The 26967-nt window shown below is 54.8% G+C and carries 30 protein-coding genes and 1 other RNA gene; 17 read left to right on the plus strand and 14 right to left on the minus strand.

Going from position 1 to position 26967, the window contains the following annotated elements; all coding sequences use genetic code 11:
• Positions 1–17: 17 nt before the first annotated feature.
• Positions 18–752, plus strand: a complete 735-nt coding sequence (locus tag WH7805_RS13730) for a substrate-binding domain-containing protein (protein ID WP_071933668.1) — start codon at positions 18–20, stop codon at positions 750–752.
• Positions 753–813: 61 nt separating this feature from the next.
• Here WH7805_RS13730 and csaB read toward each other — a convergent pair whose 3' ends face one another.
• The gene (gene csaB / locus WH7805_RS02525) at positions 814–1893 is read right to left on the minus strand and encodes a polysaccharide pyruvyl transferase CsaB (protein WP_232198923.1); all 1080 of its coding nucleotides are present in this window, start codon (positions 1891–1893) and stop codon (positions 814–816) included.
• A gap of 70 nt (positions 1894–1963) precedes the next feature.
• On the opposite strand from csaB, the gene WH7805_RS02530 reads away from it, so the two are divergent.
• The 3 genes from WH7805_RS02530 (at position 1964) to psaK (ending at position 2899) form a co-directional block, all read left to right on the plus strand.
• Complete coding sequence (locus WH7805_RS02530) at positions 1964–2284, plus strand: DUF2499 domain-containing protein (protein ID WP_006041383.1); 321 nt, start codon at positions 1964–1966, stop codon at positions 2282–2284.
• Positions 2284–2574, plus strand: a complete 291-nt coding sequence (locus WH7805_RS02535) for a DUF3593 domain-containing protein (RefSeq protein WP_006041384.1) — start codon at positions 2284–2286, stop codon at positions 2572–2574. The genes WH7805_RS02530 and WH7805_RS02535 overlap by 1 nt, the downstream gene beginning before the upstream one ends.
• Positions 2575–2641: 67 nt before the next feature.
• Positions 2642–2899, plus strand: a complete 258-nt coding sequence (gene psaK, locus WH7805_RS02540) for a photosystem I reaction center subunit PsaK (RefSeq protein WP_006041385.1) — start codon at positions 2642–2644, stop codon at positions 2897–2899.
• Positions 2900–2940: 41 nt separating this feature from the next.
• Here psaK and dxs read toward each other — a convergent pair whose 3' ends face one another.
• Positions 2941–4884, minus strand: a complete 1944-nt coding sequence (gene dxs / locus WH7805_RS02545) for a 1-deoxy-D-xylulose-5-phosphate synthase (protein WP_006041386.1) — start codon at positions 4882–4884, stop codon at positions 2941–2943.
• A 77-nt stretch (positions 4885–4961) separates the two neighbouring features.
• Here dxs and ilvA point away from each other — a divergent pair, with 77 nt between their 5' ends.
• From ilvA to WH7805_RS02560, 3 genes are read left to right on the plus strand one after another with little or no spacing between them, the layout of a single operon-like run.
• Positions 4962–6494, plus strand: a complete 1533-nt coding sequence (gene ilvA / locus WH7805_RS02550; RefSeq protein WP_006041387.1) for a threonine ammonia-lyase, biosynthetic — start codon at positions 4962–4964, stop codon at positions 6492–6494.
• Positions 6495–6548: 54 nt separating this feature from the next.
• Positions 6549–7094: an SMC-Scp complex subunit ScpB gene (scpB, locus tag WH7805_RS02555; protein WP_232198924.1), complete on the plus strand. Its 546-nt coding sequence runs from the start codon at positions 6549–6551 to the stop codon at positions 7092–7094.
• 24 nt (positions 7095–7118) lie between these two features.
• Positions 7119–7421, plus strand: coding sequence for a YggT family protein (locus tag WH7805_RS02560; protein WP_006041389.1), 303 nt, complete (start codon positions 7119–7121; stop codon positions 7419–7421).
• 5 nt (positions 7422–7426) lie between these two features.
• Here the strand turns inward: WH7805_RS02560 and WH7805_RS02565 are convergent, their stop codons facing one another.
• Entirely contained in the window at positions 7427–7756 is a 330-nt protein-coding gene (locus WH7805_RS02565) for a nucleoside triphosphate pyrophosphohydrolase family protein (RefSeq protein WP_006041390.1), read from the minus strand.
• 56 nt (positions 7757–7812) lie between these two features.
• Between WH7805_RS02565 and pyk the strand changes: the two genes are divergently transcribed.
• The 4 genes from pyk (at position 7813) to WH7805_RS13735 (ending at position 13094) form a co-directional block, all read left to right on the plus strand.
• Positions 7813–9597: a pyruvate kinase gene (gene pyk / locus WH7805_RS02570; RefSeq protein WP_006041391.1), complete on the plus strand. Its 1785-nt coding sequence runs from the start codon at positions 7813–7815 to the stop codon at positions 9595–9597.
• A gap of 14 nt (positions 9598–9611) precedes the next feature.
• Positions 9612–10841: an ABC transporter permease gene (locus WH7805_RS02575; protein ID WP_006041392.1), complete on the plus strand. Its 1230-nt coding sequence runs from the start codon at positions 9612–9614 to the stop codon at positions 10839–10841.
• Between the two features lie 63 nt (positions 10842–10904).
• Positions 10905–12818, plus strand: coding sequence for an ATP-dependent zinc metalloprotease FtsH (ftsH, locus tag WH7805_RS02580; protein WP_006041393.1), 1914 nt, complete (start codon positions 10905–10907; stop codon positions 12816–12818).
• A gap of 42 nt (positions 12819–12860) precedes the next feature.
• The gene (locus WH7805_RS13735; RefSeq protein ID WP_006041394.1) at positions 12861–13094 is read left to right on the plus strand and encodes a hypothetical protein; all 234 of its coding nucleotides are present in this window, start codon (positions 12861–12863) and stop codon (positions 13092–13094) included.
• Positions 13095–13149: 55 nt separating this feature from the next.
• Here the strand turns inward: WH7805_RS13735 and clpP are convergent, their stop codons facing one another.
• Positions 13150–13740 carry an ATP-dependent Clp endopeptidase proteolytic subunit ClpP gene (gene clpP, locus WH7805_RS02585; protein WP_006041395.1) on the minus strand — a complete coding sequence of 197 codons (591 nt, stop codon included), beginning with the start codon at positions 13738–13740 and terminating at the stop codon, positions 13150–13152.
• An 80-nt stretch (positions 13741–13820) separates the two neighbouring features.
• Between clpP and psb29 the strand changes: the two genes are divergently transcribed.
• Positions 13821–14504, plus strand: a complete 684-nt coding sequence (gene psb29, locus WH7805_RS02590) for a photosystem II biogenesis protein Psp29 (RefSeq protein WP_038004925.1) — start codon at positions 13821–13823, stop codon at positions 14502–14504.
• Here the strand turns inward: psb29 and WH7805_RS02595 are convergent.
• Together WH7805_RS02595 and petN are read right to left on the minus strand one after the other, a co-directional pair.
• Positions 14495–15727, minus strand: a complete 1233-nt coding sequence (locus WH7805_RS02595) for a hypothetical protein (RefSeq protein ID WP_006041397.1) — start codon at positions 15725–15727, stop codon at positions 14495–14497. The two genes, psb29 and WH7805_RS02595, sit on opposite strands and share 10 nt — an antisense overlap.
• Positions 15728–16044: 317 nt before the next feature.
• The gene (gene petN / locus WH7805_RS02600; protein WP_006041398.1) at positions 16045–16146 is read right to left on the minus strand and encodes a cytochrome b6-f complex subunit PetN; all 102 of its coding nucleotides are present in this window, start codon (positions 16144–16146) and stop codon (positions 16045–16047) included.
• 70 nt (positions 16147–16216) lie between these two features.
• Here petN and clpS point away from each other — a divergent pair, with 70 nt between their 5' ends.
• Together clpS and WH7805_RS02610 are read left to right on the plus strand one after the other, a co-directional pair.
• Positions 16217–16513 (plus strand): ATP-dependent Clp protease adapter ClpS, encoded by a 297-nt coding sequence (clpS, locus tag WH7805_RS02605; RefSeq protein ID WP_038004927.1) that lies wholly within the window; start codon positions 16217–16219, stop codon positions 16511–16513.
• A 34-nt stretch (positions 16514–16547) separates the two neighbouring features.
• Positions 16548–17933 (plus strand): BCD family MFS transporter, encoded by a 1386-nt coding sequence (locus WH7805_RS02610; RefSeq protein WP_006041400.1) that lies wholly within the window; start codon positions 16548–16550, stop codon positions 17931–17933.
• A 7-nt stretch (positions 17934–17940) separates the two neighbouring features.
• Here WH7805_RS02610 and WH7805_RS02615 read toward each other — a convergent pair whose 3' ends face one another.
• Positions 17941–18168 (minus strand): hypothetical protein, encoded by a 228-nt coding sequence (locus tag WH7805_RS02615; protein ID WP_006041401.1) that lies wholly within the window; start codon positions 18166–18168, stop codon positions 17941–17943.
• 78 nt (positions 18169–18246) lie between these two features.
• On the opposite strand from WH7805_RS02615, the gene WH7805_RS02620 reads away from it, so the two are divergent.
• Positions 18247–18522, plus strand: coding sequence for a DUF2103 domain-containing protein (locus WH7805_RS02620; RefSeq protein WP_038004929.1), 276 nt, complete (start codon positions 18247–18249; stop codon positions 18520–18522).
• 3 nt (positions 18523–18525) lie between these two features.
• On the opposite strand, the gene ssrS is transcribed toward WH7805_RS02620, so the two are convergent.
• The 3 genes from ssrS to WH7805_RS02630 form a co-directional block, all read right to left on the minus strand.
• A non-coding RNA gene (gene ssrS, locus WH7805_RS13740) (6S RNA) lies at positions 18526–18709 on the minus strand.
• A 2-nt stretch (positions 18710–18711) separates the two neighbouring features.
• On the minus strand, positions 18712–19890 hold the full coding sequence (locus WH7805_RS02625; RefSeq protein WP_006041403.1) for a 5-(carboxyamino)imidazole ribonucleotide synthase: 1179 nt from the start codon (positions 19888–19890) through the stop codon (positions 18712–18714).
• Positions 19891–19963: 73 nt separating this feature from the next.
• Positions 19964–20854, minus strand: coding sequence for a carbohydrate ABC transporter permease (locus WH7805_RS02630; RefSeq protein WP_006041404.1), 891 nt, complete (start codon positions 20852–20854; stop codon positions 19964–19966).
• Positions 20855–20925: 71 nt separating this feature from the next.
• Between WH7805_RS02630 and aroB the strand changes: the two genes are divergently transcribed.
• Positions 20926–22029, plus strand: coding sequence for a 3-dehydroquinate synthase (gene aroB, locus WH7805_RS02635; RefSeq protein WP_038004308.1), 1104 nt, complete (start codon positions 20926–20928; stop codon positions 22027–22029).
• On the opposite strand, the gene WH7805_RS02640 is transcribed toward aroB, so the two are convergent.
• Complete coding sequence (locus WH7805_RS02640) at positions 22001–23233, minus strand: class I SAM-dependent methyltransferase (protein ID WP_006041406.1); 1233 nt, start codon at positions 23231–23233, stop codon at positions 22001–22003. The two genes, aroB and WH7805_RS02640, sit on opposite strands and share 29 nt — an antisense overlap.
• A gap of 35 nt (positions 23234–23268) precedes the next feature.
• On the opposite strand from WH7805_RS02640, the gene WH7805_RS02645 reads away from it, so the two are divergent.
• Positions 23269–24072, plus strand: coding sequence for a TPM domain-containing protein (locus WH7805_RS02645; RefSeq protein ID WP_006041407.1), 804 nt, complete (start codon positions 23269–23271; stop codon positions 24070–24072).
• A 33-nt stretch (positions 24073–24105) separates the two neighbouring features.
• Here the strand turns inward: WH7805_RS02645 and WH7805_RS02650 are convergent, their stop codons facing one another.
• The 3 genes from WH7805_RS02650 to WH7805_RS02660 all read right to left on the minus strand — a co-directional run bounded on the left by WH7805_RS02650 (position 24106) and on the right by WH7805_RS02660 (position 26960).
• Positions 24106–24849, minus strand: a complete 744-nt coding sequence (locus WH7805_RS02650) for a glycoside hydrolase family 104 protein (protein ID WP_006041408.1) — start codon at positions 24847–24849, stop codon at positions 24106–24108.
• A 225-nt stretch (positions 24850–25074) separates the two neighbouring features.
• A complete protein-coding gene (locus WH7805_RS02655; protein WP_006041410.1) occupies positions 25075–26169 on the minus strand; it encodes a hypothetical protein in 1095 nt (364 codons plus the stop codon).
• Positions 26169–26960 carry a TIGR04168 family protein gene (locus WH7805_RS02660; RefSeq protein WP_006041411.1) on the minus strand — a complete coding sequence of 264 codons (792 nt, stop codon included), beginning with the start codon at positions 26958–26960 and terminating at the stop codon, positions 26169–26171. Before WH7805_RS02660 ends, WH7805_RS02655 begins: the two co-directional genes overlap by 1 nt.
• Between the last annotated feature and the right edge of the window lie 7 nt (positions 26961–26967).

Consider the following 26967-nt stretch of genomic DNA (forward strand, 5'->3'; position numbering starts at 1 on the left):
TAATTGACAATCTTAAGGTGAGTCATGAGATCAAAGCTTGCCAACAAAATGGTGTTAACTTTATCGAATTACCCATTACTTTTGACGCTATAACTGTCGTCGCCAATCAATCGAACGGTTGGCTGAATTCGCTTACACCTTCCGAACTCTCACGCTTGTGGTCCAAAGCTTCACAAGGCAAGGTATCGAGCTGGAATCAAGTCAATCTTGATTTTCCTGATCAACCAATCAAATTATGCGGACCAGGAAAAGACTCAGGCACATTTGATATCTTTAATAAAGCCATAAATCGCTCTCCTACTAATTCTAGAACTGATTACAAGGCAAGCGAAGATGACAATGTAATTGTCGGTTGTGTAGCGAATAATACCAATGCACTGGGCTATTTTGGTTTTTCCTATTTTCTCAATAATCAATCTAAATTAAAAGCCATTCGGATTGTAAATGGCAAGGGGATTTCAGTTCTTCCCTCTGTCGCAGCGGTGCAAAAAGAGGTCTATCAGCCTCTTTCGCGTCCTCTTTTCCTCTATGTCAACGATCGTTCATTGCGCAATAACACCCCTTTGCGAAATTTTATTACCTTTTACCTGCGTAATGTTGAACAACTTGTGAAACAAACAAATTACATTCCTCTTCAAAGCGCAACTTATCGCCTTGTTGATTCAAAGCTGTATCGACATATCCTTGGTTCTTCCTTTGGTGGTAATATTCCTGTCGGATTAACTATTGGCCAGATACTAAACAAGTTTTGACGTTCATAAGAAGCCACAGTTCCGTTGACAGATTCTGTGTTGACCTAGAGACGATGGTGCATTAAATTGTCAGCTCCTGTAGCTTTTCATTTAATATTAACGAATGGACTTTGGCTTCATTCGTTAATGTGTTGATGTTGCTACCGTCGAGTGGTTTTTGCATCGCTATAGACCATTGATCAATTAATTCTTCTTCTGATATTGCATTGCTGAGCTCAGTGCACAAAATGCTTGAAAGTTCTGCCGCTGCCTTCACTTTTGGATCGTAACTCAGTGCACTTGTTGGTACACCTCCGACTGCTGCCAAAATCAGAGCATGCAGTCGCATCGCAATAACCATTTTGGATTGACTGAAAAGTTTTTGAACTTGTCTTATTGACTCTGCAGTAACTGTTGACGATCGCTTCTCCAGATTTGAAGGAACAATATTTTCTTGAGAAAGATGATGGAATAAATCGGAATCTTGATGTGCATGGAAGGCTAGCCAAATAACATGACAATCATGCATTTCACTCAATCGTGAGAGAGCATTCACCAGCTTCAGCCAACCCTTGTGATTAAGAAGCGGAGTAGGTCTCCAACATACGACCAGCGACTTGCCTGATCTCCAGGTCGGTGCTGGGTGAGTCCAAACAGGATCTGGCCCCATCTTCATTGGAACTTTCAACTTCCATTCAATCGCTTGCTTCATTGCGCCTGGATCTCTCCACGTAACAGAGCTAAGCGTTTTCAACGTTGTTCGAACCAGCAACCGACTGATCCTTCGCTTCAACGGTCCTAAGCCTTGACCCCATAGAAAAACAGGCTTCTGAAGACTCTTCGCGCACCAGATAAGGATGATGTAATACATCAAACTTCGGGTACTTGTTGCGTCCTGAAGCAAGCTTCCACCACCCAGAACCAGAGCATCAACGTTCCTCAATGCAGTCAGCACAGATTTCAACGATCGCCTGTTGACAGTTTCACTGCCTGGTGCCAAGGCTTCCACTGCCTTTTGATCATTTGCCGTGATCACTGGGATCCATTGCCCCTGGATTTGACTCAAGAGAACGGCGAGTAGCGCATCGTCGCCAAGATTATGTTCTCCGTAGTATCCACAAATCAGGATCCTGCGTCGGCTGCCATTGCTTAAGTGCGCCACAGAATTCCTTTCGCTGCAATCCATTATCGAATGGCAGTGCCATTACGGTATAGAGATTCGATCACTTGTCATGCACGAACTGTCCCTTGGAACCTGGTGGATTCACTGGGCATCTGTTGTTGAGTGGCTTGCTGCCATCGTTCTGATCCAACGCCGTTTCCCTGGACCCAGGTTTGCCGGTGCAAGCCTGTTCGGCCTAGCCATGATTCCAGCACTGATCAGTGCGATGGCGGCATGCACCTGGCACCTCTACGACAATTCTGAATCATTGCGGTGGTTGGTCACGCTTCAGGCATTCACCACCCTGATCGGCAATTGTTGTCTCGCCTTGGCAGCAGCGAACAGTCATGCAGAATCGCGTCCCGCATCTCCAGTGTTGGAGGAGCAGTGATGGGCAACTTTGATCCGGCACCCATTTTTGCGCTTTCACTTTTTCCGTATCTCTTCTTCCTGAACAAACTTGGAAGCAACGGCTGGTTCAACCGGCTTGTGCGCGTTGGCTTTCAACTCACACTTCTATTCGTTGGCGTCACCATCGTTGCTGCGATTGTGGCTCAGGTTCGCTTTCAAGCCGAACTCGTTGCCATCGATCCCCTTCATGGCGGTGCTGAAGCCTTCCTCACTTTCAGCAACGCTCTGATCGTGGCTGGTCTTCTCAGAGTTGATCTGCCAAAGCGATGAATATCTCTTACGAGAGGTGGGCTTAGGCTGTGTAAACGCTGAAGATAAAGCGTCGCCTGTTTACAGAATGTTCCTGTCCCTCCTGGCCATCACCCCTGCATCCGTGACCTGGACACCCAAGGTTGCTCTGGTGATGATCATCTGCAATGTGATTGCGATCGCTATCGGCAAGGCCACGATCAAGTATCCCAACGAAGGCGCGAAAATGCCCAGTGCATCCTTCTTCGGTGGGATGAGCCATGGTGCCATGCTGGGCTGCACCAGCTTCGGCCATCTGCTCGGAATGGGTGCCATCCTCGGCCTTTCAACCCGCGGCGTTTTCTGATCAATTGATGAACTCAGGAGGGCACTGTCCCTCCTGAGTCTTTAGCTCTCAACGACGGTCACACTCGGGTTCTGGATGAAAGGAGTGACCGATGCTCCTTTTGGACGCTGAACAAACGTCAAGATCGTTTCTGCCATCTGTGCGGGTGTCAGACCCAGCTTTTCGAAACTCTGCTGAGGGGTTGCATGATCAACAAGAACATCCGGGATTCCCAACCGCAGGATTGAGGGCTTGATGTCTGCGTCACTGAGTGACTCCGTGACAGCAGATCCGAATCCCCCTGACAACGTCCCCTCTTCAATGGTGACAACCTTGCCGATTCGTTGTGCCAGTGGATGCAGCAGCTCATCATCCAGAGGCCTGAGGAACCGCGCATTCACAACCGTGCTCTCCACCCCTTGAACAGCCAGCAGTTCGGCGGTCGCCATCGCTTTTGAGTTCATGGCTCCGTACGCCACGATCAGAAGATCGTTACCTTCGCGAAGCAGTTCGCCTCGACCAATCGGCAGTGGTTCCCAGCCCTCTTCCATCAGCGGTACTCCTTCACCCGGTCCACGAGGGATCCGAATGGCACAGGGCCCTGGATGCTGGAGGCTGCTCACCAGCATTCGTTGCAATTCGGCTTCATCTTTGGGAGCCATCACTGTGAAGTTAGGAATGGCCCGCAGGTAACTGATGTCGTACTGACCCTGATGCGTCGGGCCATCGGCACCAACAATGCCGGCGCGATCGAGCACAAACGTGACAGGAAGATTCTGAATCCCCACATCGTGGATCATTTGATCGAAGGCTCTCTGCAGAAACGTGCTGTAAATCGCGACGACCGGTCGAAGTCCATCACAAGCCATACCTGCAGCAAGCGTCACAGCATGCTGTTCTGCGATACCAACATCAACATATTGATCTGGCACAGCTTTTTGCAGCAAATCCAGTCCAGTTCCAGTTGCCATCGCTGCAGTAATGCCAACCACCTTGGAATTCTGTTCGCAGATTTTCACAAGTGTCTGCCCAAACACCTTGCTATAGCTAGGAGGTTTTGGGGTTTTGCTTGGACGTGCCTTACCGGTTCCAAGGTCAAATGCCGACTGAGCGTGATAGCCGACCTGATCAGCTTCCGCATAGGGATAACCCTTGCCTTTTGTGGTGATCACATGCACGAGAACAGGGCCGCCGATGCGATGCGCTGCCTGGAACGTGCGGATCATTTCCGCCATGTCATGGCCATCAATGGGTCCCATGTAGGTGAAACCCAGCTCTTCAAAAACAGCGCCGACCTTTGGCACCGCCAGTCGCCGCATGCTTTCTTTCAACCGATTCAGCTCCGGAGGTAAATCGCCGCCCATGAATGGAAGATGGCGCATGCTTTCTTCCACACTCCCGGATAGGAACTGCATCGGCGGGCTCAGTCGCATCCGATTCAGGTGGCTTGACAATGCTCCGACCGGAGGAGAGATCGACATGTCGTTGTCATTGAGCACCACAAGGAAGGGGCTGTGAGGCATATGCCCGGCATGGTTGATGGCTTCGAGGGCCATTCCGCCGGTCAAAGCGCCATCCCCGATCACTGCGACACACTTGTGGTCTAAACCCTGCCTGTCGCGGGCCATCGCCATCCCGAGAGCTGCAGAAATCGATGTGCTGGCGTGCCCAGCTCCGAAATGGTCGAACTCACTTTCACAGCGCTTGAGGTATCCAGCCACCCCCCCCTGCTGACGGAGAGAGTCGAACTCGGCGTAGCGCCCTGTGATCAACTTGTGCGGGTAAGCCTGATGGCCTACATCCCACACCACCCGATCCTTGTCCAGATCAAGAGTTTGATAAAGAGCAAGCGTCAGTTCAACAACGCCCAAGCCGGGGCCAAGATGCCCTCCGCTATTGGACACAACCTCGAGATGGCGTTGTCTGATTTGTTCGGCAACGTCTTGGAGCTCTGCAACAGAGAGTCCATGCAGCTCATTGGGATGGGCTAAGTCGCTCAGGTGCATGGGCCCGATTCTGATTCAGGCAATCTACGGGCCCTCCTTACCAGCCGCGACAACCGCTCAGTTGTCACACTGGGAAGATGGACGACTATCTCCAAAGGATTCTTCGTGCGCGGGTCTACGACGTTGCCCGTGAAACCCCCCTCGACGCTGCCAGCAATCTCAGTCGCCGGCTCTCCAACACCATCCGTCTTAAGCGGGAGGATCTTCAGCCGGTTTTTTCGTTCAAACTTCGCGGGGCTTACAACCGGATGGCCCAGCTGTCCGAAGAGGAGCTGAGTCGTGGGGTCATCGCCTCCAGTGCTGGAAACCACGCTCAGGGTGTCGCTCTCAGTGCTTCCCATCTCCACTGTCGGGCGGTGATTGTGATGCCGGTCACCACTCCAAGTGTGAAGGTCGAGGCCGTGAAGCAGCTGGGGGGCGAAGTGGTTCTCCATGGCGAGACCTATGACGAGGCCTATGCCGAGGCATGCCGGCGCAGCGAAAATGAGCATCTCTGCTTCATCCATCCTTTCGATGACCCTGATGTCATCGCCGGCCAAGGAACAGTTGGGATGGAAATCCTTCGCCAAAGCCCCCGCCCTCCCGATGCCATCTACATCGCCATCGGTGGGGGAGGTTTGATCAGTGGAATAGCGGCCTATGTCAAGGCCCTCTGGCCCGATGTTCAGATCATTGGTGTTGAACCACATGACGCTGCTGCAATGACCCTTTCACTGGAGGCCGGTGAACGCATTCGACTTCCACAGGTCGGATTGTTCGCAGATGGTGTGGCCGTACGCGAGGTCGGTGAACACACCTTCCGCCTGGTCCAGCGTTATGTGGATGCGATCGTTACGGTCAGTACCGACGAGATCTGTGCTGCGATCAAGGATGTCTTTGAAGACACCCGATCCATTCTCGAGCCGGCGGGGGCTCTTGCGGTTGCAGGCTTAAAAGCGGATGTCGCCCGTCGCGGACTGAAAGATCAAGAGCTGGTGGCCGTCGCCTGCGGCGCCAACATGAATTTCGATCGGCTGCGCTTTGTGGCGGAGCGAGCTGAATTGGGTGAGGAGCGTGAGGCCATGCTGGCCGTGGAGATCCCGGAACAGCCGGGAAGCCTGAAGAATCTTTGTGAGCTTCTCCAGAAGCGAAGCTTGACGGAGTTCAGCTACCGCATGGGTGCTGGAGAACGTGCGCATATTTTCATGGGTGTGCAGGTTGCCGATCTGCAGGATCGTTCGGATCTTCTGAACTCCCTACGCAGTCACGGATACGACTGTCTTGATCTCAGTGACGATGAACTTGCGAAGGTTCACCTCCGACACATGGTGGGTGGGCGTCTGCCAGTCCGGACTGATGCGACGTCTTCACAACCCAAGGAGCTCCTCTATCGCTTCGAGTTCCCAGAGCGACCCGGAGCGCTCATGCGCTTTGTGAGTGCCTTGCGTGCGGACTGGTCCATCAGCATTTTCCACTACCGGAACCATGGAGCAGATGTCGGTCGCATTGTGGTGGGCGTACTGGTGAAGCCCGATGAACTTCAAGACTGGCAAGCAGTGTTGAGAGAGCTCGGCTACGCCAGCTGGGAAGAAACATCCAATCCCGCCTACCGCATCTTTCTGGGTGCCTGATGGCCTTTAGGCATGCGCACGTTACTTTGAATCATCAGGTTGAAAGGTGGTGATTTGAGTGACGCCAAGTTGCCTCTGGTCTCGGGTTTTGAGCATCCGACCGAACAGGCTCTCTCTTTACCGGCTCGTTTGGAGGCCATCCTTTATTTAAAGGGGCGTCCACTCACTCTCCAAGAAGTGGCAGACCTCTCCGGTGTATCTGTTTCTGAAGCGGAGCAGGGGTTGCTCGTTTTGATTGCTGGTTACGCGCAAAGGGATACAGCGTTGGAGATCAACCACGCCAACGGCCGCTACGGCCTTCAACTCAGACCAGGTTTGGGCGATCTGGTAAGAGACCTTCTTCCCGTTGACCTTTCAACAGCTGCTCTGAGAACACTGGCCACGATCGCCTTGAAAAAGCGCATCCTGCAGTCGGACCTGGTGGATCTGCGCGGATCCGGTGCCTATGACCACATCAAGGAACTGGTTAGTCAGAATTTCATCGAGCGCAAGCGCCAGAGTGATGGTCGGTCGTTTTGGATCACGCTGACTGAGAAGTTTCATCGAACCTTTTCCGTGCTTCCTGAAATCGGCGGCACTGAACCGCCTCAAGCTGCATAGAGTTCGTTGAGTCCTTCCACTCCCATGGCTATCGAGTTGGTGTCCACCACGCTCCAAGTGTTGGCGCAGACCCTGCAGATTTACTCGCTGGTGCTGATTGTGCGCGTGCTCCTCAGCTGGTTTCCCAATATCGATTGGAGCAATCCTGTTCTGAGCACCGTGAGCTCGATCACCGATCCTTATCTCAATGCCTTTCGCGGCTTGATCCCTCCACTGGGCGGACTCGACCTATCGGCCATTCTTGCCTTCTTCGCGCTCAGCCTGATGCAGCAACTTCTCGTTTCCGCCAGCTATTCGTTTGCTGGCGGGTTTGGCAGCATCGGCTGAGTCTTTCAGCGATGGTCTCCATCGCCGTGCAAGGTTCCCCGTCGAGAACGGCTGTTTAGTTTCTCGATGTTCTTTTCCGCCACGTCTTCGAGGGTCATCCCCAGTTCCGTACAGAGCTGCGCGATGTACCAGAGCACATCTCCCAGCTCTAGAGCGAGGTCTTGCTTGAAGTTCTGGTCGACAAGGCCGTCACGGTCCCGGATCAGTTTCTTGACTTTGTCAGCCACCTCTCCGGCCTCCCCTGCGAGCCCCAGCGTTGGATAAATCAGATTGTTTCCAAGATCGGGATATCGGGCAGTAGCCCTTGATTCCCGCTGATAGTCACTGAGATGCACGTTGATGGAGCGTCAATGGGCTTGACGGTAGATTCCGCTGGTTTGTGGCGCCAAGAATGGCCGTGATCGATCTGAACCGTAGAACCAAGATCGTTGCCACGATCGGCCCAGCAACCGAAAGCGCCGAGCGGATCCGTGAGCTGATTCAGGCTGGTGCCACAACCTTCCGTTTGAATTTTTCCCACGGAGATCACAGCGAACATGCCACCCGGATGGCCACGATCCGTCAGGTGGCCCATGAGCTTGGTGTTCATATCGGCATCCTCCAGGATCTTCAGGGTCCGAAAATCAGGCTCGGGCGTTTCGAGGAAGGACCGATCACCCTTGGAAAGGGTGATCATTTCTCACTCACTTCCAAGAAGGTGCGCTGCAACCAAACGGTTGCCACCGTGACTTACGACAAGCTTGCTGATGAGGTCACCGCAGGCAGCCGCATCCTTCTTGATGACGGACGCGTCGAGATGCGTGTGGACAGGGTGGATCTCGCTGATCAGACCCTCCATTGCGTCGTCACCGTTGGTGGCGTGCTCTCGAATAACAAAGGAGTGAATTTTCCAGACGTGCAGCTCTCAGTGCGTGCACTGACCCCCAAAGATCGTCAGGATCTCGCATTCGGTCTTCAGCAGGGTGTCGACTGGGTAGCCCTGAGTTTCGTGCGCAATCCTTCGGATATGCAGGAGATTCGAGAACTGATTCGTAAACATGGCTTCACCACTCCGGTGGTGGCAAAGATCGAGAAATTCGAAGCGATCGACCAGATAGATGCGATCTTGCCGCTGTGCGATGGGGTCATGGTGGCTCGCGGAGATCTCGGGGTTGAGATGCCTGCTGAAGAAGTTCCTCTGCTCCAGAAGGATCTGATTCACAAGGCGAACAGCCTGGGAATCCCAATCATCACGGCAACCCAGATGCTCGACTCGATGGCATCAAGCCCAAGACCCACCCGAGCCGAGGTGAGTGATGTGGCCAACGCGATCCTGGATGGAACCGACGCGGTGATGCTCTCGAATGAAACCGCCGTCGGGGACTTTCCCGTTGAAGCCGTTGAAACGATGGCGACGATTGCACGTCGGATCGAACGGGACTACCCGCAGCGACCCATTGATACTCACTTGCCCAGCACGATCCCCAACGCAATCAGCGGAGCCGTGAGCAGCATTGCGCGACAACTGAATGCCGCAGCGATTCTCCCTCTCACCAAAAGTGGCGCCACAGCTCACAACGTGAGCAAATTTCGGCCATCCACTCCGATTCTCGCCATCACATCGGAAGTGGCCGTCGCCCGCAAACTGCAACTGGTCTGGGGTGTCACCCCCTTGCTGATCGAAACGCAGAAGAGCACGACAGCAACATTCACCTTGGCGATGGGTGTCGCCCAGGAGATGGGGGTGCTCAAAGACGGTGATCTCTGCGTTCAGACGGCCGGAACCCTCGCTGGTGTGAGCGGTTCCACGGATCTGATCAAGGTCGGGATCGTGAGTGCCGTGCTCGGACGAGGAACCGGGATTGGAAATGGTTCGATCAGTGGCAAGGTCCGCATTGCACGCACCGCCAGCGACTGCGCACGGCTAGAGCCTGGAGAAATCCTTGTCGCCAGTGACACCAATGCTGATTACCTCGATGCGTTCCGTGAGGCCGCTGCGATCATCACTGAATGTGGAGGTGAAGAGTCGCATGCTGCAGTGATTGCCCGTCGGCTCGGCCTCTCCGTGATCACTGGCGTCGCCAATGCAACCAGGGATCTGCGTGAAGGTGAGGTAGTGACTCTCCATATCAAGGAAGGTGCTGTGCATCGCGGCACTGGCAGCAACATGCTGATGAAACTCGACACCATGCTTTAAGCACGAACAGAAGAATGGCGAGCAACCTGCCAATCGCCGAAACAGTCGGGATGGCTCTCACCACGCTGAGAGCCAATCGCCTTCGGAGCCTGCTGACCATGCTTGGCATCGTGATCGGTAATGCATCCGTGATCACCCTCGTTGGAGTGGGACGAGGCGCACAAAATCTGGCTGAAAGTCAGCTCAGCACCCTTGGTGCCAATGTGCTTTTTGTCGTTCCCGGCAACAACGACACCCGCAGGCAAGGTGTGGCGTTTCCGAAAACGCTTGTTCTGGAAGATGCTGAAGCAATTGCGGAGCAGGTCCCAAGCGTGAAGCGGGTAGCACCGCAGATCAATGCCAACGAAGTGGTCCAAGCTGGAGCGAGAAGCAACACCGCCGCAATCTTCGGAGTCACGCCAGAATTTCTTCCTGTGAGAAGTTTTGAAGTATCCAGAGGACGTTTCATCACGGATCAGGACGTCCAAGCTGCACGCAGCGTCGTGGTCATTGGCCCTGATCTGCGCAACAAACTGTTCCCCAATGGCGGTTCCATTGGGCAAACCCTGCGGATCCGTGATCAGAGTTTCACGGTGATCGGCGTGATGGCACCGAAGGGTGCTGTCTTCGGCTCCAATCAGGATGAAAACGCTTACATCCCCCTCTCCACCATGGTGAGCCGGCTGACCGGTCGTGATCCCACCTATGGCGTCAGTTTGAGTTTCATCAGTGCTGAAGCTATTTCAGAGCAGAGCACTGGCGCTGCAAAGTTCCAAATCTCCAACCTTCTTCGGCAGAGGCACAAGATTCTTCGCAGCGATGACTTTGCGGTGCGATCCCAGAAGGACGCCCTGACGATTGTTGGAACCATCACCGGAGGCCTCACCCTCATGCTGGGAGCGATCGGTGGTGTCTCGCTTCTAGTGGGTGGAATCGGAATCATGAACATCATGCTGGTGTCGGTCAGTGAACGCACTGAGGAGATCGGTCTGAGAAAAGCGCTCGGAGCCAGAAGTTCCGATGTTCTGCGTCAGTTCCTTGTCGAATCTCTCGTTCTGGCAAGCCTCGGCGGTGTGATCGGCACGGCAGCCGGTTATGGAGCCATTGCATTGGTCGCTGCATTCACTCCCCTGCCGGCCGCCATCGGCGCATCCACAGTTTTTGTCACCGTTGGGTTATCGGGATCCATCGGTCTATTTTTCGGAGTTGTACCGGCCAGACGAGCAGCTCGACTTGACCCGATCACGGCGTTGCGGAGTCTTTAGTGGGATCTGCGTCTGCAGTTCAACACCTGCAGCTCTTACGATCTTCGAATTGGTACGAGAACCATGAACCAACGCTGGCGCCAGATCCTTCTTTGGGGTCTTCCAATCACGATTGCACTGGTGCTGGCTTGGCAGGTACTCGGGAGCGGTGGTCTCAATAGCCTGAAGCCCGGAGGTCCAACCGTTGCACCGCGGAATACCGCAGTTGCTCGCATGAGCTACGGACGCTTCCTTGATTACGTCGCAGCGGGTCGTGTCACGTCTGTTGATATCTACGACGGCGGTCGTGATGCTGTCGTAGAAGCTGTCGACCCAGATCTCGATAACCGAGTTCAACGCCTGAGAGTTGATCTTCCTGGGCTTGCTCCTGAACTCATCAACACACTCAAAGCCGAAGGCATCAGCTTTGACATTCACCCACCCAAAACAGCTCCACCGGCCCTAGGCCTTCTCGGGAATCTTCTGTTTCCTCTGCTCCTGATCGGATCGTTGATCTTCCTGGCTCGACGTTCCAACAACATGCCTGGCGGCCCTGGTCAAGCCATGCAGTTCGGAAAAACCAAAGCCCGCTTCGCAATGGAAGCAGAAACCGGCGTGATGTTTGACGATGTCGCCGGTGTGAATGAGGCGAAGCAGGATCTTGAGGAGGTTGTGACCTTCCTGAAGCAGCCTGAGAAGTTCACGTCTGTTGGTGCTCAAATTCCAAAGGGTGTGCTGCTGGTTGGCCCTCCAGGAACCGGCAAGACCCTGCTCGCCAAAGCCATTGCTGGAGAGGCTGGGGTTCCGTTTTTCTCTCTTTCCGGCTCGGAGTTCGTCGAGATGTTCGTGGGCGTTGGTGCCAGCCGCGTCCGCGATCTATTCAAGCGAGCCAAAGAGAACAGCCCGTGCCTGATCTTTATTGATGAAATCGATGCCGTGGGTCGGCAGAGAGGAGCGGGTATTGGTGGAGGGAATGATGAACGTGAACAGACCCTCAACCAGCTGCTCACAGAAATGGATGGTTTCGAGGGCAACAGTGGAATCATCATCATTGCCGCGACCAATCGTCCCGACGTTCTTGACTCAGCGTTGATGCGTCCCGGTCGTTTCGATCGTCAAGTGACTGTTGACGCCCCTGATATCAAAGGTCGACTGTCCATCCTGGAAGTTCATTCCAGAAACAAGAAACTCGATCCTGACCTTTCACTCGACAGCATTGCCAGACGGACACCAGGATTCACAGGTGCAGATCTTGCCAACCTTCTCAACGAAGCAGCGATCCTGACCGCCCGCCGTCGTAAGGAAACCATCAGCCTTTCCGAGATCGACGACGCCGTTGACAGAATCATTGCCGGAATGGAAGGTCAACCTCTGACCGATGGTCGAAGCAAAAGATTGATTGCTTACCACGAAGTTGGTCATGCGCTGGTGGGCACCCTGGTGAAGGATCACGACCCTGTTCAAAAAGTCACCTTGATTCCAAGGGGACAAGCCCAGGGTCTGACCTGGTTCTCTCCGGATGAGGAGCAGATGCTGGTGTCTCGCTCTCAGCTCAAAGCTCGGATCATGGGTGCACTTGGTGGCCGAGCAGCCGAAGATGTTGTTTTCGGTCGTGCAGAAGTCACCACTGGAGCGGGTGGTGACATTCAGCAGGTCGCGTCGATGGCGCGCCAGATGGTGACTCGATTTGGCATGAGCAACCTTGGTCCCATGTCTCTTGAAGGTGGGAGTCAGGAAGTTTTCCTTGGCCGCGATCTGATGACGCGGAGTGATGTTTCGGAAGCTATTTCAAAACAAGTTGATGATCAGGTGCGCAGCATTGTGATGCAGTGCTATCAAGAAACACTTGAGCTGGTGGGAGCTCAAAGGGAGGTGATGGATGATCTGGTCGAATTGCTTATTGAGAAAGAAACGCTGGATGGAGATGAGTTTCGTGAACTTGTTGCCAAAGTGACTGAGATTCCCGAAAAAGATCGTTTCTCTCCCGTTCTTAGCTAAAAGTTAACCTCCGGATTCCATGATGGTTTTTTAAGTTGATCTATGGAATCCGGAGGTGGAACACATTCTCCACTTGAGAGCTTTAGTAGTTATCGAGGAAATGATTGGTCACCAGAGCGCTTAGTTTTCCATCAGAATTTGGAGCAATTTGCTGAGCGTGTTGGTTTAATCGTTGGCTTGCAGGCCAATGGAAAAATTGAACAAAGCGAAGCCTACGCTGAAATCAAAGTTCTATGGAATGAGTTGCGCTCTAGCAAAAAAGACTTATCTATTTAGAACAACATAATAAACCCATTCAGACAGCTTTTAATTGCCTGAATGGGTTTGTAGATTAAACAGAGTGAACGGGTCTTTTGTCAATCACACTATCGATTAATCCATAGTCAGCTGCTTCGTGTGGAGACATAAAGAAATCACGGTCTGTGTCTTCCTGGATTTTCTCCAAAGGCTGGGATGTGCGCTCAGCCAGCTCTTGGTTAAGACGATTTTTCAAAAATAGAATTTCATCGGCTTGGATTCTGATATCACTTGCTTGGCCGCGAGCACCACCCAGAGGTTGGTGAATCATGATCCGAGAATGACGAAGGCTACTCCTTTTCCCCTTAGCACCTGCACAAAGCAGAAAAGCTCCCATGCTCGCCGCGAGACCGACACAGACTGTCTGAACATCAGGCTTAATGTGCTGCATCGTGTCAAAAATTCCCAGTCCGTCGTAAACGGATCCACCTGGTGAATTGATATACAAGAAAATATCTTTCTCCGGATCCTCAGCTTCTAAAAACAACAGTTGAGCAACAATGCGGTTGGCGGATTCACTTGTGACAGCTTCTCCAAGGAAGATGATGCGCTCCCGCAACAAACGGGAATAGATGTCGAAGGCTCTTTCCCCGCGCCCGGATTCCTCGATCACGATGGGGATCATGCTGCTCTTGCACACTGACTCAATCCTAACGGCGGCATCGGCAGCGCTATGGTCATGCCTTGAATCAACTGCAGAAAACCTTGACAGGGCTTCGGACGATCGCAGACAGCAAAAGAGCGTTTCACGCAGCCTTTCCCTACGTGATTCCATCGCTCTACCGACGCACTGCCGATGAGTTGCTTGTGGAACTGCATCTGCTCAGCCACCAGACGCAATTCAAGTCGAATGCTCTCTTCGCTGTCGGACTCCGGCAGGTCTTCACTGCCTTCACCAAGGGATATCGACCTGCTGATCACCTCACCGAGCTGTTTGATGCCCTGTGCAGTTGCAACGGTTTCAACGCCCAACAGCTGAATTCCGTCGCAGAGGGATCAGAAAAAGCTGTGGCCGGCCACAGCATGGAGGAGGTACAGGCTTGGTTGCAGTCGAAAGGTGAAGGGGCTCCAGAACCTCTCGCCACTGGTCTTGCCGACATTGCTGGTGAGCAGTTCCATTACTCAAGACTGATGGCCGTCGGTCTGTTTTCTCTTCTTTCCTCAGCGCAGGGCGTTGAGTCACAAGATCCTGAAGACCTCTGCAAGACAGCCCACAGCATCGGTGAACAGATAGGACTATCCAGACCTCGTCTGGAGAAGGATCTCAGCCTGTACAGAAACAACCTTGAAAAGATGGCCCAGGCGGTCGAACTGATGGAGGAAACGCTTGCTTCAGAACGGCGGAAACGTGAGCGACAGTCCTCTGAAAGCAACCAGACTCAGGATTGAGGCAGCAGGAGCTGCCCTCGCATCCTCCATAGGCCCTTCGTGAGCCCTCTGGCATCCAGAGGACTGACCTGAAAGGTCATCGTTGATGCTTTGGTCATCGGCTTTGGCCAACGTCCGCTCAGAAGATCCATTGATACAAGGGTGGACGGGTCAGATTGAACAACCAACCCAGATCCCTTGGGTTGGTCAAAACCACGGATGAAAGCAGTCCCTTCCGGTTCAATACCAAATCCAATGCTAAGCAGCGGATTCTTTTTCATACGAAGCCAACGCCAGCCACCGATGACCGTTTTCTTGGGATCATCCCCTTTAACCCAGAGTTGCTTCCCCTGATCAGACTGAGCTGGTGAGGATGGGAGCGAATCGTATCCCCGACTCCGAAGCCGCTCACTGACGGTGTCAAGAACCTTGTTCCATGAACCTTGATCTCCTGAAACTGGAATCTGCAACTGAAGCCCGGCTCGGTAGAACCCTTTGGGCCGGCCGATGAGTCGCAGAGAAAAAGGCGATGCACTGATCTGCGTTCGCAACACTTCGTTGATGCCGTAATTCTGCTCAAGAGGAACCTGGATGATCTGCCGACTCAGCAGGGTGCCGAGAATCAACTGCAATGCAGATCCTTCAACCTGCAACAAGGTGAATTGATCGACTGGAGCCGGTTCAGTTGCAGCATTGTTCCAAACAACCAGTTTTGCTTGCGCAGGATTGTTCCGGAGAGGGCGTTGTGAAATCACGCCATTCCACTGCAGAACTTGTCCCTGCAGACGCAGTTGCATGCATCCTTCTCGTCCTCTCTGAAGTAAAGGAGCGAGTGTTCCGCTGACGGATGCCAACGCGTCGGCTGTCCAGTAGACGCTGGTTTGCTCTGCCAAAGATTCAAGGCATGACGCAAACAACCCAGCCTTAGCGAAGGATGCAGATTGAGCATGTCCCGCTTTGACGCGTTGCAAGAGCTGTTCGCGATGCAGTTGATCCGTGCCAACCACCACAAGATTTCCGTAGCGCTGGCTGAAAGAATCTTGCGATCGTGGCGGAATCAGAGTTGCAGGAAGAATTAAATAGGCTTCTCCATCGAGAGACCAGGCCTGCCACCAGAGCATTCCACCTTGGCGTTGCCAGAGATCTCCAGCCGGTTTCACTCCAAGGCGTGCATTCCAGAGGGAAGGAACAGGACGGCGAGGATCACCCTTGAAACTCTGAATCAGGATGAATGCATCAGCCATTCGGCCGAGAGAACGAATCGTTCCTTCGCGATCAGAAAGTCTGCGACTTTCCGTGAGAAAAAGTCCAGTAATCGATCCGAATACCAGCAACAGGATGCCTAGTCCTGTAACAGGTAACGACCTCAGTACAAAATGAAAAAACCTACGGCTTGATGAATGGGACTCAACTGCGACCACGTGGTGAACGCCGACGACGGCGGTCTCTCCACTCAATGGTAGACAGATAAATCACGGCGACACTAACAAAAACGAGCAAAGCCGTGGCCGTGACTGCCAAACCTTGATTCAGTAACTGGGGTTGAACTGTGCTCAACACCTCAGAAGTTCAGCGTGCCGTCTCCGTTGCGACCCCAAACCACCATGGCGATCGAGAAACTGAAAACAGCTGCGAGAGAAGCCCAAGCCAGGGTGAACAGCATGTCTTTAACGAGAGTGCTCTGAGTTTACCTAATGTATTTGTTGGTTCAGGCCAGTTGTTCACGAGCTCTCATGACTTCGTCATCACCGGGCGTTTCCACCGTTCTTGAACGGGATCGGCAAGCGCTTCGCTACCCCCAAGCTCGCGTGATCGTCCTCAACGACGACGTGAACACCTTCGAGCATGTTGTGGAGAGTCTTTGCAGGATCATTCCTGGCATGAACACTGACAAAGCCTGGGCTTTGGCACGTCGTGTCGATGGAGAAGGTTCCGCAGAGGTCTGGTGTGGCCCTCTCGAGCAAGCGGAGCTTTACCACCAGCAACTGGGAGCTGATGGCTTAACGATGGCTCCAATCGAACGTTGCTAGTGATCGTAGGGTTCACTGGCATGCGATCGACCACGTGGGTTCGGCCCGGTTTTTTTTCCTCGCTTTTCGTCTGGGTCTTTTTCAGGCTTGTCTTGGAGCGTTATCAGTTCTCACCCTGGGGATCTTCAACAGGCTTCTGATTGAAGAATTCGCCGTGCCTGCAGCGTTGACGGCCCTTGCCCTTGGCTCACAACAGCTCGTTGCTTTTACTCGCGTGTGGTTCGGCCAACGATCGGATCGCTGCCGCTGGAAGGGACTTCGCCGAACCCCTTTCATCATTGGCGGAGCCGCTGCATTCTGTGTGCTGACCTGGATCGCTGGACGGCTGGTTCTTTGGATCGCTGCTGCATCCATGCTCGATGACACCTCCGCTGTCATCGCACGAGGGCTGTTATTGGCAGTCGTTTTCTTGTTCTATGGCCTTGCGATTTCCGCCAGTTCAACACCATTTGCGGCACTGTTGGTTGACGTGAGCACCGACAAGCAACGTCCAGTTCTGGTCTCGATCGTCTGGTCCATGCTGATGGTTGGGATTGTTGTCGGCGCCATCCTCTTGAGCTCCTTTCTCGGCTCCTCCTGTGCAAGCGCGGAACTCACGGATGTCATTGATGGGGTGAGGCGACTGATCACAGTCGCCCCCATCGTGATCTTTGGCCTCGTGCTGGTCGCGATCACTGGTGTTGAACCAAAAATCACCAACAGCAATCGGGTTGGCGAGGGTCAGAGCACGGATCAGGAGATCTCACTGGCGGTGTCCTGGACAATTCTCCGATCCTCACCACAGGTGGGCTACTTCTTTGCAGTGTTATCGCTTTTCACGTTTTCGCTCTTCCTGCAAGAAGCCGTCCTTGAACCCTATGCAGGAGCGACCTTCGCACTGGATGTCTGTGCCACCACAAGGCTGAATGCCATCTGGGGGATCGGAACGTTGCTCGGGATTGCCACGACAGGGTTTCTGTTCGTGCCCAGGCTCGGTGCTCAACGCACAGCTCTGGTGGGAGGTCTCCTGTCTGCGGTTTTTGTGCTGCTCATGGTGGTGGCAGGAGGCATGGGATCTGAACCTTTGTTCAGGGGAGCGTTGTTTCTTTTTGGTACGGCTGCAGGGATTAGCACGAATGCCAGTCTCACCCTCATGCTGGGTCTCACCTCTCCGCTGATGGCAGGAACATTCATTGGAGTCTGGGGGCTTGCACAGGCTTACGCCCGGGGACTGGCCACCATCGGCGGTGGGGCACTCCTCAGCTTCTTTGGTCAGTTCACCGGTTCTCAGAACAGTTTCAGTGCCTATGCGGGTGTCTTCATCGTGCAAGCCTTCGGGCTCCTCGTCGCAGGTGTGATGCTGCTCCGCGTTGATACCAATCTGTTTCAAAGCAAAGTCGAGCAGGCGCTGTCTTCCGTTCTCGCCAGCGAGCTCGATTGATCGAACCTCAGGCAGCCGGTTGGCGGCTGGCTCGGGTGAGCTTGAGCAGTTCCGTGGTTTTCAATTTCTGATTCTGAGCGACCAACACATACCGCATCACTTTTCCAGGACAGAACGCCAGCCCCCTGACTTCATCACCGTGGACCTCCGCTGTTAAGACTCTGGCCTGAGGACCGCAGCGATCCCGGAGTGGGGTGGTCACTTCAAGACGAAGTCTGTCAACAGATCGGAGCATGGCAGGACAGCATCGCTGTCTTCTCTGTAGCCAAATCCCCTAGCTTCGACCAACTTGTTTCGCATTGTTGGTCTGGTTGTGGGACGCCTGGTGATCACGCACAGCACTTACCTGGAAGGTCTGATTCCCTGGCTCAAGGAGTTGGTTGCAGATCCTGCCATTCAAACAATCACTCCAGGTGTGATCAGTCGCGTGAGAGGTCGCTGCACAGCTTTACAGCTTCGAATCTCAACACCGGTGCAAGGGGGATTCAAGGTCATGGCCCGCAGAGGCTCCACCGTTCAGGAAGTCTTTGTCGTGACACCGCTGAGCAAAGAGGAATTACGGGTAAGGATTGACGAATCGAGCCCTTGAAAGGGGTGAACCACCCAGCCGTGCAAGCCCCAGTGTTCGACCTGGAGTTACCAGAAGGGGCGACAAAGTGAGGCTTCGTTTCCGGCTACGAGGCCGGTCTACGGCACCATCACGACAGTTGCCCCAAGTCGAAAGAGAGTCAGATCAGAGCACTAGAAAAAGGCTCTCACCAACTGAGTAGTCCAAGCGTCAATTTAGAGGATTCGGCCACACTTCTCGGATTTGGCGGAGGATGGTCATCGCTGTCTGGCGACGGGACCCTGCGTTGTGCTCATGCAGCACAACGGTGACGTGACCCACTTTGCGGCCAGGCAGTTCCTGCTTTCCATACCAATGCACGTGGGCATTGGGTATCGCACGAAGCTTGCCAAGACGTTCGTTGAGGTCTGAGTGGCCATCACCTGCCTCAGCTTCTGGCAAGCCAAGAAGGTTGACCATAAAAGCGCCCTCCACCACGAGCTCTGTTGAAGGAACGGGTAGCCCTGCCGTGATGCAGAGCTGCTGATCGAACTGACTGCTGGAACAGGCTTCGATGGAAAAATGACCGGAGTTATGGGTGCGCGGAGCGATTTCGTTCACGAACAAACCTTCCGGTCCGTAGAAAAATTCCAGAGCCATCACACCCACATATCCCAGGCGCGTCAGCAGGGAGGCCGCGATGTTGTAAGCGGTTGCTTCCAGCAGGGGTTCCGCTTCGGCAGGGGCGAGAACCCAGTCACAGATCTGATTCTTCTGTTGGGTTTCCACCATTGGCAGATGGCGGATACGACCATGTCGATCGCGACTGACTACGAGAGCCAGCTCCCGTTCAAAGCGGACCCATGCCTCGAGCAACCAGTCCTGTGCTCGGACATTGCGCATGAGATGGGCCAGATCATTGAGATTGCCAATGATTTGCGTGCCCTTTCCGTCGTACCCACCGGACGCAGCCTTGGCCATGACGGGGAAGTTCCAGCCAGGAGGCAGAGCTGGCGAGCCTGGGTTGATCTCAGCCAGACAGATCCATCGAGGGCTGGGAATGGAGAGATCGTCGAGAAGTCGGCGCTGGGAGAGTTTGTTGACGAGGGGAACCAAGCTGGCCAGCGAAGGAACAAAGCTGACACCCTGACGTTCCAGAGGCATCAGGGCGTCCACCGACACCCATTCATTCTCGAAGGTGATGCCACTGCAATCGCGAGCCAGTTCTCGGGTGGCGTCCTGGTCGGTCGGCAAAGCCTTCACCAATCGGCTGGATGCAGCAACGGCGCAATCGTCCTCGGACGAGGTTTGAACCAACACATCAATGCCGCGGAGAGAAGCCGCCTCCGACAGCATGCGGGCCAGCTGCCCGCCCCCAATCACACCGATTGCGCCGTCAGCGCTGCCCATGTCAGTTCTTTGCTCAACCTGAAGCTTGCCATCCGAGCGGAGATTGGACAGCTGATTCGGTCAAGCACATGATTCAGATGAGTGGACGATCATCCGTGAAGGCCAGTCGAACGGCTGACAGCAACAGGACGATCAGGAATAGAGCCAGACCGATTGTGCAGGCATAACTGATCTCAAGCTCCGCAAACGCTTGGTCGTAGACGTAATAAACAAGCGTGCGTGTGGAATCTGCAGGTCCACCCTGAGTCATCAGAAACACCTCTTCAAATACCTTGGTGGCTGCAATCGCTGAAATCACTGCAACCAAAGTGAGATATGGGCGTAACAGAGGAAGGGTGATATCAAGATGTTTCCTCCAGCCTTCACTGCCATCGAGTTCAGCTGCCTCATACAGCTCAGCAGGTATCCCTTGAAGTCCGCCCAGGAAAATCACCATGTAGTAACCCAATCCTTTCCACAGCGTGACCAACATCACCGAAGGAAGTGCCAGAAGAGGGTTGGTGAGGAAATCAATCGGAATGAATCCAGAGCCGATGAGAGCGCCGAGCCAGCCGTTGATCAGTCCGTTTTCCGCATAAAGCCATCGAAAGGCGATGGCTGCAACAACAATCGAAACGAGCACCGGGGTGTAAAAAGCAGCCCTGATGATGTGAATTGATGGAATCGCCCTGTTCACAAGCACAGCCAAACTCAGGGCACCGAGAACAATCGGTGGTACAACTCCGAAGAGATACAACAAAGTCGTTCCTAGAACTTTGTAGAACATCGGATCGCCTGCCAACCGCCGCAGATTGGCGAATCCGATGAAACGCAAAGGTTCGGAAACATCAAGACCAGTTTGCGTGAAGCTCATGACCAGCGCCATTGCGGCTGGAATCAGCACCGACAAACCAAGCAGGATGAGCGCAGGACTCAGAAAGCCCCAGGCCGTGAGGGTTCTGCTGCGATCAACCTCGGATTTCATCAAAATCCAACCCGAAACGTTTCGTGCTGAGGATAGGGTCAGTGACCATCACCCCAGAGACAACAACGGCAATGGAACCACAAGCCAGGATCCGTGTTGCCCTCGAACGCAACCCCTATGACGTGATCATCGGTCGGGGACAGCTCAACCATGTGGGTGACGCAATCTCTGCGCTGCAAGTGCGAGAAGGCACCCGAATTCTTGTGGTGAGCAACCCGGATGTCGCAGATCACTACGCCGCTCAATGCCTGACCAGTCTCGAGACAGGAGGTTTCAGGCCGGTGCTCCTCCAGATCGATGCTGGCGAGGAGCAGAAAACCCTCGACACCTTCAGGATCATTCTTGACGCCGCACAACGGAACGGTCTGGAACGCACCTCCTTGATGCTGGCCCTAGGTGGCGGAGTGGTGGGTGACATGACTGGATTCGCTGCTGCCTGTTGGCTACGAGGCATCCGGGTGGTGCAGGTTCCCACGACACTTCTGGCGATGGTGGATGCCTCGATCGGAGGCAAAACCGGAGTCAATCATGCCTGTGGAAAAAACTTGATTGGGGCATTTCATCAACCATCGCTGGTGTTGATTGATCCCCTCACATTGAGAACACTGCCCACAAGGGAGTTCCGTGCCGGGATGGCGGAAGTGATCAAATACGGAGTGATCGGCGATCCTGAACTGTTTGATCGTCTCGAACAGGCTGACGATCTCAGCGAGCCAGGCAGGATGGATCAGGAGTTGCTGCAGATGATTCTCGAGCGATCCGCTCAGGCCAAAGCTGCAGTGGTTGCCGCCGATGAACGGGAAGGCGGACGCCGGGCGATTCTCAATTACGGCCATACCTTCGGTCATGTCGTGGAGACACTCACGCGCTATGGCACGTGGCTGCATGGTGAGGCCGTTGCCATCGGAATGGCAGCTGTTGGTGATCTTGCCGTCATCAAAGGCCTCTGGACGGAGACAGATCAGCAACGTCAGTTGACCCTGATCCGTAAGGCCGGGCTACCCACCCAATGGCCTTCACTGGCAATCGACAGAGTGCTTGACACACTTCGCTCTGACAAAAAGGTCCGCCACGGGCAGTTGCGATTCGTCGTGCCGAATGCCATTGGATCGGTGCTAATCAGTGATCAGATCAGTGATGACGACGTCAGGCAGTGTCTAGAGGGCCAGCACTGACCTGTTGAGGATCCCGCAGTAAACGGCTGAGTTGCCCGAGGGCATTCTCTGGTCTTTCGTTCTGCCGATGGAACACCATCCAGCGCAGGTCACCGAGACAGGAAGGATCCACCAGGCGCAGCAGAGTTTCTCGACGGCGCAGTGCCTCTCCCAGTTGCGCAGCGGGAAGGGATTGAAGGGCACTGAATCGTTCGGCCAAGCCAAGAGCAAGAAGAGCCTCCCCTTGACGGCGATGTCCTTCAAACATCCAGCCATGCATTTCAGCTGCTGCAACCACTCCGTCCACACAGAGATGGGCCGTGATGTCCTGGGTACCGGCATTGCGAAGGACATCATTGGTTGCGACCTGCTGTTGATAGGCCAGCAACGTTCCATCGCTGCGATGGCAGGTGTAATAGCGATCAGCTTCAAAGGCATAATCCACCACCAGCAGCACACCCTGTTTCACTGCCGCAGCGGCATCACGCATCCAGGGGGCAACGGATGCATGCCATTCCGTGGTCCAGCCATCCTCGGCTCCAACGGGTGGGATCACCATTCCTGAGCGATCACATTCACTCTGGAACCGTGCCCTGAGCTCTCCATCGAACGGCCCCTCCGCCAGATGAATCTGTGCTGAGGAACCCTCGTCTCGGAGACGAACCATCTGACGTTGCAAGGTTCCGGATCTGAGCACCAACCGCTCAACGGAGAGAGCATCCAGCAGCTCATGTGCCACCACAACGCCGACCAAGGGGTTAAGGCGTAAGTCCTCGAGTGAACTCCAGCGGCAGGGAATGGCAGGGCTAGCGCCTAGGCGCTGCTTCTGCCGCAGTTCCATGCCTGGGTTGCACTCCACAAGAACGCAGTCCAAACGATCGACCAATCCAGGTGCCTTGCTGAGAAGCAGGGGGATGAGCTGGGCGGTGAGAGTGCCTTCACCCGGGCCCACATCCACCACTGAGAGGCGGTCATCAGGATGGAATTCAGCCAGGGCTTGAAGCCAATCCACCAGCTGATCCACAAGCAGTTCAGCGAAGTCCTCCCCGAGAGATGGCGATGTTGTGAAGTCGCCTTCCGGCCCGACCGCAAGACGGCCCGATCCATACGCCCCGTGGTCGGGGTCGTGAAGGGCCCAGTGCATGAACAGTGAGAAGGGAACCTCTCCTCCGGATTGCCGAAGTCGGTCCAGCAACCAGGCTGGGCAGCACACATCCGAGACCATCAGTTGGTGAGAATGGCGGGCAGACGTTGACGATCATGGGCTTCCGCCGAACACTCTGTCGCTGGGCGGCAGTTCTAATCCTTCCTCTGCTGCTTCTGCTTGCAGCACCCGTACAGGCCATCGACAACCCTGAACTGCTTCCGGATCACCCGACCCCTGTGATTGATCTGGCCAGAATTTTCAGTGCAAAGGAACTGCAATCGCTAGAAGTGTCATTGGATGCCTTCGAGCAACGCAGCGGCTGGAAGATCAGGGTTCTGACCCAATACGAACGCACCCCAGGATTGGCTGTGAAGGAATTCTGGGGGCTCGATGAACGCAGCTTGCTGATGGTGGGGGATCCCCGCGGCGGCAATCTGCTCAATTTCAACGTGGGCGACGCGTTCTTCGCCCTGATGCCCCGCACTTGGTGGGTCGAGTTGCAAACGCGCTATGGAAATCAGTACTACGTGCGTGACCATGGCGAGGATGGATCGCTCATCGCCGCGATTGATGCTGTGGAACTCTGTCTTGACCGCGGTGGTTGCCAGGTGGTTCCCGGTCTTCCCACCGAGCAATGGCTCTGGACACTCAGCACCTCAGTACTCGGAGGCTTGATCGCCGGCTTTGCGGCCTATCCACGCAAGGAGGGGGAGCGTGTGGCGTGGGCGTGGTTACTGCTCCTTTCTCCTCTCTGGATCATGCTGTTTGGGGTCTTCGGGATCGCTCCGGTCGTGACACGCACCAGTGAGCTCCTACCTCTCCTCCGCAACGCTATGGGATTCATCGGAGGGGCGGTTGGTGCGTATTTAATCGCGCAAGCAACGGTGGGCCGACGTTTGAGTGAATCAAACGATTAAGGGGTGAAATGCATCGATCCCTGAGGATTTTCCTCAGGGCATGTCACAAAGAATGGTGGGACCTGTGCAAACAGGGGCTTTCGGCATGCCGGAATCAGTTTGAGAAGAATCGGCCGACAAGGATTCTCTCTTGGCATCACGAATCTGGCGCAGCTGGGCCAAATTCAAGTTGTAAAAACCTTTGAGATTGGTGAAACGCTTCACAGGCTGCCCGTAATAGCTGCGTCCGCGCAGTGTGGGAAAGGATGCCCATTCTGGGGCCAGTTTGGCCGCAAGAATCGGTGTCATGACACCTGTATCGGTCAGGCTCAAAGCCTTGCGGCGCTGAATCAGAAACAACGCACCCTGATCCTGAACTTCCGGACCGAAACCACGAACGCCGAGGCTGCGCTTCACTAAATCCCAGGTGAAGGGCATGAACTGATAAGCACCCGCTGCAGCACTGGCATAACGGGAGGAATAAATCACCCTGTTGGGATGACGATCCAACGATCGCATCAGTCCACCACCGAACATCACCCTGTAACCCAGATCGAGGCCACCCTTCCAGGTTCCCTCTGCAAAACGAATGGTGTTGAGCATCGCCCGACGTTCCGGGGTGATGACGTAGGGGAGAGCCGACATCTGGGCTTCCTCAGGAAGCATCACCAGACGAGAACGATCGTTCCCCACCGGAGGAAGAACGGCCTCCGCAGGAGCTGATAAAGACAACAAGGGCAAGACGCTTGCTGATACCGCCGGAAGAACACGACAGATCAAACGAGCAAGGGAAGTCATGCAGATGAAGCCGTAGAACAGGAAGTTATGAACGCTTTAAAAGCGAGATTCAGAACTCCAATGTTGAGAACAACACGGCCTGACTGTGTCGAATAGCGGGGTTGCCACCTAGATCACCTGTGACACGCCGCAAATCGTCCAACCCTCGACCAGCAGCCTCGACCCCGAGTAGGGCCAGATCAGCACTGCGATCACAGCAGAAATAAGTCAGGCCTATGGAGGCCATCAGATCCGCTGAACAGTATCGATTGCGACTCTCTTCACAGCCTTGGCGGCCTCAAACGCACCAGTGGAAGCAAGCCTGCCGTGGGTGGGCGGCTGCAAGGGCTGATCCAATCCCCAGCAACCAGACTCAAGCTCCTCCCGCCGAAGAATGCGATGGGACGCGTGCTGCCTGAGCCCTTCCATCAAGGTGTCGGCTTCGGCGAATCCCTGACGCTCCACCACATGCAGTCCCAGATCCGCTGCCATGGCCTCGCAGAAACTGCTGAAACCCGGTTTTCCGAGATGTCGCCTGCAGTAGGGCATCACATCCAGGGGGCGAACGTCGTCGGGGAGCAAGGTCACGTTGTTGATCAACGCGAGATGCTTTCTCAGATCGGGATTCCGCGGCCTGTTGAGCAAGAAGCGATGATCAGGCCAACGCGTAAACAGCGAAGGCTCCAGTCCCAGTCCGAGCCCCCCGAAGCCCACCAGCACGTTCGGAAATGAGTCCTTTTGCAACTCGGCCTCAAACGCTGCGGGAAGGGACCTGGGTTCAGCAGCGACCAACGTCAAACTGATTTCCCGCAGGTGCCAGTTCATCGCCAGGGAGAACGGGCAACGCAGCAGCAAGGACCCGCGTTGATAGCACTCCTGCGCGCGGCGGACCCATCCCTCGAAGGCGGATCCGAGAGGTGTGTAAATATCATCCCAACCGAAATTACCCATCCAGACCAATGGAGCCTGCAGCCGCTCGGCGAGCTCAGCTGCGACGGGTGGAATATCGCCGATAACGAGCACTGGCGTCTCCTGGTTGGATATCCAAGCCACTTCCTGATCCAACCGCTGGGGCAGGGCATCCTCCAGATCCTGCAACGCCTTCAGAGTGGCGGCCGGGTCAGCACCGAGAGCATCGGCCTGGAGCATCCCCACATCCCATTGCACAGGACGAAGCACCACGGGAAGGTCCCGAAAAACGAGCTCGAGGAAGCAGCGATCCACCATCGTGCTGATGACCAAGGTCCAGTCGGGACAGAGCGCATGCAGCTCCCGCAGCATGGCGGCCTGGCGGGCTGCATGGCCAAAACCATGACTGCTGATGCAGACATAGATCAACATCAATCGGGTCCCCACGCGCTCAGGCGGTGGAGCGTCTGTTCGTAAGCGAGGTCCCCCTGCGGCCTATACCAGCGATGACTCACCAGCGTGGGCAGGGTGCCATCAAATTCAACCCAGGTGAAGTGATGGAGGGGTTGCCCCGATGCATCCACACCCGTGCGTGGGACACAGGCTGCATTCACGTACAGCGTGCCCACCCGGTCGCGGTGAAAGGTGATGCGTTCGCCTTTACCCCCGCGCAGATGGTGGTGCATATGCCCAAACACCACGAGATCAGCACGCCGCCGCCGTTGCATGCGATCCAAGGCCAACGCAAGATCACGATCACCCCAATCAATCGCCGGTTGTTTCCAGTCCCGCCCGCAGGGACTCGAAGCATCAGACCCCAACCCAGTGGGACCGCTATGGGCAAGCACCACAAGCGGCCAGTCGTCGGGAACACGACCTGCGGCTGCAACGATCCGCCTGGCCGATTCCTCTTCCGTCACCGGACCGAACACAGCTTGAACCGCGTGAGAGAGGTGAAACCCTCCTCCGGCGCTGCAGGGACGGGCGCCGACAATGCCGACAGCAGGGGCCTGCCAGGAACGGAGTGCCCATGAACAGTTGAGTTCGCCCAGCAGAGTCAACTGCTGCTGGAGAAGAGCACCACTACGGTCTTTGCCCCGATCATGGTTGCCAAGGATGACCGCCACCGGACAGGCCAGCTGCTTGATCCGTTTGACCAGCCTCAGGTCACCATCACTGAGATCACCCACGAACAAGAGGGCATCGGCGCCCAGTTGCTCCACCAGCTCA

It is taken from the genome of Synechococcus sp. WH 7805 (assembly GCF_000153285.1).
Lineage (GTDB): Bacteria > Cyanobacteriota > Cyanobacteriia > PCC-6307 > Cyanobiaceae > Synechococcus_C.